The following is a 9121-nucleotide window of genomic DNA, read 5'->3' on the forward strand; positions in this document are numbered from 1 at the left end:
GGGCAAGGCCCGCACCACAGAAAACGGTTTAACGGGAAACCCGCGCTTTTGCGCGGGACTCAATGAAAACGGAGGGAATCCCATGCTAGAACAAATCCTGCCCTATCTTCTGGCAGGCATTTCCGTGGGCGGGCAATATGCCCTGATTGCCATTGGATATACCATGGTATACGGTATTTTACGCCTAATTAACTTTGCCCACGGCGATATTTTTACCGTGGCCGGCTTTGTAATGGTTTACGCCGCTGCCACAATGCCTCTGACCCTATCCATCCCACTGACCATCGTGCTGACGGTGGCTTTGGCCGTGCTGGTGGAAAAGGTGGCCTATCGCCCCCTGCGCACCGCACCCCGGATGTCCGTCATGATTTCGGCCATCGGCATGAGCTATCTGCTGCAAAACGCCATGTGGTATCTCACCGGCGGTCTTCCCAAGCAGTATCCGGTGCTGCCCTGGATCAGCGATAGCGTGAATGTGGCGGGCAGCTCCACCAGTCGAGTCACCGTCGTCACTCCATTTTTGGTGGTGGTGCTGGTGGCGGGCCTGGTGCTGCTTATCAAACGAACCAAAATCGGTATGGCCATGCGGGCCGCGTCCCGGGACTTTGAGACGGCGCAGCTCATGGGTATCAAAATCAATAATGTCATTAGCTTCACCTTTGTGGTGGGGTCCTTTCTGGCGGCGGTTGGCTCCATGCTGTACTTTTCCAATTATGCCACCGTCACGCCTACCATTGGCGCTATGCCGGGGTTGAAGGCATTCGTGGCCGCCGTGTTCGGTGGCATCGGATCCATTCCCGGCGCGGTGATTGGTGGATTTATCATCGGAATCTGCGAGAGCCTTATCAAGGGTGCGGGCCTGACCACGTTTTCCGACGCGTTTACCTTCGCCCTGTTGATCGTGATTCTTGCGGTAAAACCCACCGGCCTCTTCGGAGAGAATTTGACGGAGAAGGTGTGACGGAATGATTAGAAAAAGAGACCATAAAAAAACATGGGTTGCGTTGCTTGTTGCTGCCGCTTTGCTGGTGCTGGTGGTAATACTTGATAATCTGCCGTCCAAAATTGTTCCCTCCATGCTGCTGACCGTGCTGCAAAAGGGCGCGATTTATGCGCTGGTGGCCGTGTCCATGAACCTTTTGAACGGCTTTACGGGCCTGTTTTCTCTCGGGCAGGCAGGCTTTATGCTGTTGGGGGCCTATACCTACGCCGTTCTCACGGTCCCCGTGGCGCGGCAAGCCAGTGTTTATCAGCGGTATCCCAGCGGGGGTCTTGGCTTCTCCGTGACGGAGAGTCTGGGCAACTCAATGGGGCAGCTCGGCGTGTTTTTAGGGGTGGTCCTCTGCCTGATTCTCGCGGGGTGCGTGGCAGGGCTGTTCGCCTGGTTCATCGGATTGCCGGTTTTGAAACTGAAAAGCGACTATTTGGCCATCGCCACGCTGGGCTTTGCGGAGATTATCCGCTCCGTGGTGCAGTATGAAGGCCTTGGCCCGGTCACCAATGGATCCAACCTGCTGTATGGATTTACCGGCTTTTCCGATTTCCATTTGGGCGAGCTGAAACTCACCACGATGATGCCGTTTCTGTTTGCGGGGGTATGCATTCTGATTGTGGTACTGCTGATTAACTCCACCTACGGCCGGGCCTTCAAGGCCATCCGGGACGACGAAGTGGCGGCAGAAGCCATGGGCATCAATCTGGCCAGCCACAAGCGGATGAGCTTTGTCATCAGTTCCTTTTTTGCAGGAATTTCCGGCGCGATGCTGGCTATGTTTCAGGCCAGCGTGCAGGCCACGGCCTTTAAGGCGGCCATGACCTACGAAATTTTGCTGATTGTGGTCATCGGCGGGATCGGGTCCGTCACCGGGTCCGTGCTGGGCTCGTTTCTGTTCGTGGGCTGTTCGGAGTGGTGGCTGCGGTTTTTGGATAACGAGACGGTTTTGAAAAATTTCAGCGCCAAGATACAGTTTTGCGCCGTGCTGGCGGCTTTGATTGTCTTGGTTGTGGCGTTGGGCCTGTTGCGGCTGAAGCACAGCGGCAGAAAGCTTCTCTCCCGGGCGGGAGGACGGATTACGGTGGACTGGGGTCCAGTGCTGGCTTTGGCGCTGGCGGCTTTCGCGCTGGGCTGGGATGAGTGGTTCTTGATTAGCTCCAATTTAAAGCTGCCGCTGCTGCGCTCGGGCTTCCGAATGGTGGTGTTCTCCGTGGTCATCATGATTGTGGTGCTGTTCTTCCGAAAGGGCATCATGGGTGATCAGGAGCTTTGGGACCTAAGAAAAAAGAGACGCTCCGCTAAAGCAAAGGCAGGTGCGGGTAAATGAGAGAGAATGTATTGCGCGTGGAAAACGCCACCATGCAGTTCGGCGGCGTGGTGGCTGTGGACAATTTGAATTTAGAAATCAACAAGGGGGAGATTGTCTCCCTCATTGGACCCAATGGCGCGGGAAAAACCACCGCGTTCAACGTCATTACCGGGGTATACGCCCCCAGCAACGGGCGGGTGGAATTCTGCGGGGAAACCATCGTGCGCAACCACCCTCAGGGAAAGATGAAAAAGCTTTACAAGGGACAGAACCCGGCGCTGTATACCGCCGCATTTCGTCTCCCAGGTTCGGGGGCGACGCCGGAGGAGTGGGACGCCATAAAGGCGTACGAGCGGGAACGGGACCCGGCAGTCTTTACCGATAAGGTTCTGGCGCCAACCCCAGACCGCATTACCAATCTGGGCATGGCCCGGACCTTTCAGAACATTCGGCTGTGGAAGTCCCAGACGGTGTTTGACAATATTCTGATCGCAAAGCACCTGCGGCGCACATCCAACCTGTTCTCCGCCACCTTCCGCCTGAACCGACGGGAGGAAGAGGCACAGCGGGCCGACGTGGAGCGACTGCTGGACATTGTGGGCCTTGATGGGCTGCGGGACGAGCTGGCGACCTCTCTGCCCTATGGCAAGCAGCGCCGTTTGGAGATTGCCCGGGCGCTGGCAACCGAGCCGAAGCTGCTGCTGCTGGATGAACCGGCGGCCGGCATGAACCCGCAGGAAACCAATGATTTGACGGAGTTTATCGGCCGTATCCGCTCCGAACTGGGGCTGACGGTGTTCCTCATTGAGCACCATATGGATTTGGTCATGGATATTTCCGACCGCATTTACGTGCTGGACTTCGGCGGACTGATTGCCAAGGGCACTCCGGCGGACATTCAGAACGATCAGCGCGTGATCGACGCGTATCTGGGGGTGGCGGAAGATGCTTAAAATCGACAATCTGAAGGTGTCCTACGGCGGCATTCAGGCTTTGCGGGGCATTTCCATGGAGGTTCCAGACGGGAAAATCGTCACCCTGATCGGCGCAAACGGCGCGGGAAAGTCCACCACCCTGCGGACCATCACTGGCCTTGTAAAGGCTGATTCCGGCTCTATTCGGTGGAACGAAGAGGAGCTGACGAGCCGGTGCATCGACCAGATTATCAGCAGCGGCATTGCCCTGTCTCCGGAGGGGAGGCGGGTTTTTGCGGATTTAACAGTGCTGGAAAACCTAAAAATCGGGGCGTATCTGCGCAGGGACAAGGCGGAGATTGAAAAGGATTTAAACTGGGTTTACGAGCTGTTTCCCCGGCTGCAGGAGCGCTCCTGGCAGTTGGCGGGGACCCTGTCCGGCGGCGAGCAGCAAATGTTGGCTGTGGGACGGGCGCTGATGAGCCGTCCCAAGCTGATGATGATGGACGAACCCTCTTTGGGACTTGCGCCGCTGGTGGTGCAGGATATTTTCAAAATCATTCAGCAGATTAACCGTCAGGGCGTTACAATTCTGCTCATCGAGCAGAATGCCAACATGGCCCTGAAAATTGCGGATTTGGCCTATGTGCTGGAAACCGGAAACATTACCCTTTCCGGCACCGGCGCGGAGCTGTTGGTGAACGAGAAAGTGAAGGAAGCCTATTTGGGCAAGCGGAAGGACTGAAAAAAGGGGAGCCTCTTGGCTCCCCTTTTGCAACTTTTTGCGGACGATTTCCGTCATAGTAAAAGTAAGCCCAAGCAATCGCTCCGAAGCATCGCGACGGAGAAACCAACGAGACGCCCCTGTGGGGCGCATACAAGGAGGAACCATTTATGAAAAAACCCCTGCTGCTTGCCGCCGCCCTTTGTCTGGCGCTGGCCCTGTCTGCCTGCGGACAGAATCCGCCCGCCGCCGGCTCATCCGGCTCGTCTGCCGCCGTATCTTCTGGAGTTGCATCGTCCGAAACGCCGGGTAATTCGGACTCTCAGCCGAGCAGGGATGCCCACACCGTTTTAACGATGGAGGTGGAGGGGCAGGCCGAAGAGGTCCCGGCTACGCTGTACGAAGGAGAGGGTTATTCCATTTACATTCCCGATGAAGGCTGGGTGAAGAACTCTGGAGAACTGCCTAAGGGTGCCGTGGACCAGTGGGTGTCCGCGGATAATTCCGAAGTAACGCTGACGATCTGCGGAAGCGAAGCGGACGAACAGTGGGTGGAGAACCAGAAGCGAGTGATTGAAGGTGTTCAGGAGTCCGGCGCATATACAGTCTACATGGCCTATCCCGACGAGGCGGCGGAGGGCTTTGGCGCCCGCCTGCCGGTGATTGCCGAAACCTTCCTGGTTGCCGAATAAACAAACAGCCCGGCGGAACGCATCGCGTTTCGCCGGGCTGTTTAGCACCAATTGGTATTTAAAGCCATGCCGCAAATTGTGAAGTGCTGCCCAAACGCCGAAATTTCATCCGCATACGCTTAGGCTCCATTTAAAGAGTCTTCCTCCTTGAAGGTCATGTACCAATATTGGTAGCTCCATTCTACACGCTCGTAAAGCTCGTCTAACCGATCACCGGAAAGCTTTTCCATGATATTTCTGTGACTCTCGGAAAAATAAGCTACCGCATCGTGCTGCAAAATGGTTTCGATGGTTTTATACAAAAAGTCCTCGGTAATCTTTATAATGCTGTCATAAAGCGTAATCACGGCCACATTGCCGGTGGCAGCGGCCAGTTCCTGATGAAATGCGATGTCCTTCTTGGCAATCATGGCAATGTCATTCTGCCCCGAGGACAGGTATTCCTCCAAATCGTCCTGAATCGCACCGAGGCGATCCCATGTCTCCTGCGGAAGTTTTGTATAAAATAGCTGTTGCAAAATTCCGTTGTCAAGAAGCTTTCGGAGGTCCACAAGCTCATGATGAGCACTTTCCTTTTGCAGGATAATCCCATACAGCATGGGGTTCAAAATCTTAGGGGTAAACCCATCGCAGACATAAGTGCCGTCTGCTCTGCGGACCTCCAAAATACCGTAGGCCACCAGGGTCCTGACGGCCTCCCGCACGGTGTTGCGGCCCACACCGAAGGACTTCCCCAAGTCGGATTCTGTCGGGATTTTCATTCCAGGTTTCAATTCTCCGCTCATAATGGCGCTGGTTAAGCGCGAAACCACTCGATCTACCACGGATTTTGCCTGGATAGGGGCAAGATACTCACCGGATACTTCTCTCATCAGACTCTTCCTCAATTTCAAGGTTTGTTCCTTTGCTCAAACGATACACCTAAATATAAATGCACGTGCGCTCGATATCATTGCTGAGACTTCCCCACAGCTACTTGCATCTTATCCTCATAGTAACGGACGAGCGCAGCTTGATCCTCATTGACATAACCGTTATCGTTCATCCAATCCATCACTTGCAGCACCACATCGGTCAAGGGTAAGTCCACGCCCATTTTGTGCGCATAGTGCTTGGCATTTAGGATGTCCTTGCGGTGAACGGCAATACGGGCCCCAGGCTCGAAATCCCGATGAAGGACCTTCGGTACCTTATTATCGTATAAGGGTCCTCCGGCAAAGCCGCCACGGGTCGCATCAAAGGTGGTCTGCAAATCGATGCCGGCTTTTGCGGCAAAGGCATATCCCTCCGCAATGGCGACCAAAATTGCGCCGCCCACCATGTTGTTGACCAGCTTTGTGGTGTCTCCGCTGCCGGGTCCGCCGGTATACACCGGGGTTCCCATACAGTCCAGTATGGGCTTTATTTGCTCAAATGCGGCACGGTCACCGCCCACCATGATGGAAAGCGTTCCGTCTTTCGCCATCGTGTTTCCGCCGCTGACAGGAGAATCCAACAGAAACATCCCCGCGGCCTTTGCCTTCTCCGAAAGTGCCAGAATGATGTCCGGCGAGGCAGAGGACAAATCCACAATGATACGCCCCGGCTTTCCCAGTCGGATGGCCTCCTCCACAGAGTGCTGAATGATGGCGTGGGTAGGCAGCATTTGGAGGATGACGTCGCAGGTGGTGTAAAGTTCCTCAAGATCGAGGGCCACAGTGCCGCCTGCATCACGGTACAGTTGCATTTGCTGTTCGCCGACGTCGTATCCGATTACCTCGAGATCCATTTTCCGATCCACATTCAGCGCCATATGCAGGCCCATGACTCCAAGGCCTAAAAATCCTATTTTTGTCATTATAACACACCTTCCAAAATATGCAAAGAGTGAACCGTGACACACGGCCCACTCCTGCATGATACAGTATTGTTACCGCGCCTTTTACCGTCAGGCTAGAAAGCCTGGCAGCCACAGCGTGAAAAACGGAACATAGGTAACCAACAGGAGAATGATCATAGAAATAATGAAGAATGGCACGCATGATTTGAAAGCGCCGCCCAGTGTCACATTGCCGATTTTTGCGCCCACCAGCAGGGACACGCCCACCGGCGGCGTGATGCAGCCGATGTAGATGTTGATACAGGTCAGGATACCAAACTGAATCAGGTCGATGCCAAAAGAGTTCACCAGACTCAGCATCAGAGGGACCATCATCACGATGATGCAGTTGCCCTCCATCAGACATCCGAGAATCAGGAAGATTACGTTGATAATCAACAGCATCATAAACTTGGAAGACACCACGGAGGTCATGGCCTGCATGAAAAGCTGAGGGAGCTGCGAGGAGATCACCACATAGGCGGACGCTTTGGATAGACCAACCAGAATCATGATGGCCGCCACGGAAATGGTTGTCTCGTAAAGTGTCTCCATCAGATTTTTAAGGCTGATGGTACGATAGATGAAGATGCCCACGATGGCGGAATACAGCGCAGAGATGGCGGCCGCCTCAGACACGGTGCAGATGCCGCCAAAAATCAGCCCCAAAACGATGACAGGCATCAGCAAAGCCCAGATGCTGTCCCTTAGGATGCGAAGCTTTTCTGTGGTGGTGGTTTTGGGCTGCATCGGCAGCTTCATTTTATAGCCGTAATACAGCGTATACGCCAAGAAGCACACCATGCAGAGCACGGCGGGTGTGGCAGTGGCCATGAAGAGCTTCTGGATGGAAGTCTCTGTCAAGCTGGCGTATACCACCAGAGAGATGGAGGGCGGGATCATAGGGCCCAGCAGGGAGGAGCAGCTTGCGCAGGCGACGGAATAGCTCTTGTCATATCCCGCCTCCTCCATGGCAGGCACCGTCATGCCGCCCACCGCGGCCACGGTCGCCACGGCGGAACCGGAAATTGCGCCAAACAGAGCGGAGGAGACCACGGTGACGGATGCGAGACTGCCCCGCACCCTGCCAAGGGGCACGTTAGCGGCGGAAATCAGCTTTTGGGTAATGCCCTGCGCCATAATATTACCCGCCAGAATGAACAAAGGAATGCATAACAGGGAAGCGGAGTTCATGCCAAGGAAGGTCTTCTGGGCGACCGCCTCCAGCGGAAACCCGGCGTGGACCATTGCCACCATAGTGGCAATGCCGATGGAAAGATAAATCGGCAGACCGGCGAAGGCCAGAACCAGCAGAAGAACAAAAATAATCACGCCAGCATTCATCGTTAAACGCTCTCCTTTCCAGAGTCGGCAGGAGACTTGCCCAGAAAATTGAGGAAATTTTTGAAGGCAGCTTCCACAGAGAACAAGATGACCAGCACCGCACCAATGGGGAAGGAATAATAAATATCCCGTATTTTCAGAGGCAGCGTGGTAGATGCACTGGTGGCGTGCTGAATCAGGCTGAAGCCGTAATAGCAGAATACAAGCATAAAAGCAATTGCAGCCACAGAACTGATGGCAGAAACCAGATACCGGATTTTTTTCGACATGAAAGCGAGAAGAAAATCCACCTGAAGGTGGCTGTCACGCCGAACAGCAATGGGAATCCCCAGAAAAATGCTGTAAATACTGAGATAAAGGGCCAGCTCTTCACACCAGGGCTGCGCGTTTTGGAAGATATATCGCATCATGCACTGATAGACCATGATCAGGGTGATCGCCGCCAGCAAAATTATTTCCAGCACTTTGATTACTCTTTGGACGCCGTCCAGAAAACGGGTGTAGTATGTCAACACAGACTTGTTCAACTCCTCTGTCAGCTTTTTCAGAGTGGGGCTTTTACCACTGCAAAAGCCCCACTCTGTTAAGGGGGTACTGTGTTTAGGCGGGGTTGGCGGCCTTAATCGCGTCCGCGTAGGGCACCAAGTCGGGATACTTTGCCTCCAGGAAGCCGTCCAAAGCCTGCTGCCAGAGAGACACGTCGGTATCAATGAACTCGCAGCCAGCGGCCTCCACCTCAGGCCGGACGCTCTCAGTGGCATCCATCACCAGATCGGTGCAATACTTACCCGCCTCCACGGAAGCGTCCTGAATGATGGTCTGATATTCGGTGGGAAGAGATGCAAAGTAATTTTTGTCCATGATGAAAGTAACCGTGTTGTAGACGTGATTGGTTTCGATGATATAATCGCAGCTTTCATCCCAGCTCAGGCTGGCAATGTTGGTCAGGCCGTTTTCTGCGCCATTGACGGTGCCCTGCTGAATTGCGGTGAAAACTTCGCTTCCGCCCAGAGGAGTGGGGGTGGCGCCCAGCCACTGCCAGGTGTCGAGATAGATGGGGATTGTGGGGACACGCAGCTTAAAGCCCGCCACGTCGGCAGGGGTTTCAATGCGCTTGTTGCTGCACATTACGCGCACACCCTGCAAGCCTGCGCCCATCAGGGTCATACCGCTGTCTTCACCCAGCTGATTCAGAATATCCTGGCCGATTTCGCCCTCCCACACGGCTCTCCAGTGGTCAACGCCGGAGTACAGGTAGGGCGCGGCTTCCACGTTGGCGAGGGAGG

General features: G+C 54.7%; 10 protein-coding genes. 5 read left to right on the plus strand and 5 right to left on the minus strand.

Annotation, left to right across the window (positions count from 1 at the left end; genetic code table 11):
• The first annotated feature begins 82 nt into the window (after window positions 1-82).
• The 5 genes from RT018_RS06580 (at window position 83) to RT018_RS06600 (ending at window position 4633) form a co-directional block, all read left to right on the plus strand.
• Window positions 83-961, plus strand: coding sequence for a branched-chain amino acid ABC transporter permease (locus RT018_RS06580; protein WP_312940441.1), 879 nt, complete (start codon window positions 83-85; stop codon window positions 959-961).
• A 4-nt stretch (window positions 962-965) separates the two neighbouring features.
• Window positions 966-2321, plus strand: a complete 1356-nt coding sequence (locus RT018_RS06585; protein ID WP_312940354.1) for a branched-chain amino acid ABC transporter permease — start codon at window positions 966-968, stop codon at window positions 2319-2321.
• Window positions 2318-3256, plus strand: a complete 939-nt coding sequence (locus RT018_RS06590) for an ABC transporter ATP-binding protein (RefSeq protein ID WP_312940356.1) — start codon at window positions 2318-2320, stop codon at window positions 3254-3256. The genes RT018_RS06585 and RT018_RS06590 overlap by 4 nt, the downstream gene beginning before the upstream one ends.
• Window positions 3249-3962 (plus strand): ABC transporter ATP-binding protein, encoded by a 714-nt coding sequence (locus tag RT018_RS06595; protein WP_312940357.1) that lies wholly within the window; start codon window positions 3249-3251, stop codon window positions 3960-3962. The genes RT018_RS06590 and RT018_RS06595 overlap by 8 nt, the downstream gene beginning before the upstream one ends.
• A gap of 149 nt (window positions 3963-4111) precedes the next feature.
• Entirely contained in the window at window positions 4112-4633 is a 522-nt protein-coding gene (locus tag RT018_RS06600) for a hypothetical protein (RefSeq protein WP_312940359.1), read from the plus strand.
• A 119-nt stretch (window positions 4634-4752) separates the two neighbouring features.
• On the opposite strand, the gene RT018_RS06605 is transcribed toward RT018_RS06600, so the two are convergent.
• The 5 genes from RT018_RS06605 to RT018_RS06625 form a co-directional block, all read right to left on the minus strand.
• Window positions 4753-5505, minus strand: a complete 753-nt coding sequence (locus RT018_RS06605; protein ID WP_312940360.1) for a GntR family transcriptional regulator — start codon at window positions 5503-5505, stop codon at window positions 4753-4755.
• A gap of 77 nt (window positions 5506-5582) precedes the next feature.
• Window positions 5583-6470 carry an NAD(P)-binding domain-containing protein gene (locus RT018_RS06610; RefSeq protein ID WP_312940361.1) on the minus strand — a complete coding sequence of 296 codons (888 nt, stop codon included), beginning with the start codon at window positions 6468-6470 and terminating at the stop codon, window positions 5583-5585.
• 90 nt (window positions 6471-6560) lie between these two features.
• Window positions 6561-7835, minus strand: a complete 1275-nt coding sequence (locus RT018_RS06615) for a TRAP transporter large permease (RefSeq protein WP_312940363.1) — start codon at window positions 7833-7835, stop codon at window positions 6561-6563.
• A gap of 2 nt (window positions 7836-7837) precedes the next feature.
• Complete coding sequence (locus tag RT018_RS06620; RefSeq protein WP_312940365.1) at window positions 7838-8350, minus strand: TRAP transporter small permease; 513 nt, start codon at window positions 8348-8350, stop codon at window positions 7838-7840.
• 85 nt (window positions 8351-8435) lie between these two features.
• Window positions 8436-9121, minus strand: a 686-nt coding sequence (locus tag RT018_RS06625) for a TRAP transporter substrate-binding protein (RefSeq protein ID WP_312940367.1), incomplete at its 5' end; no start/stop codon positions are given.

Source organism: Oscillibacter sp., from assembly GCF_032060045.1.
In the GTDB taxonomy this organism is placed as follows: domain Bacteria; phylum Bacillota; class Clostridia; order Oscillospirales; family Oscillospiraceae; genus Oscillibacter.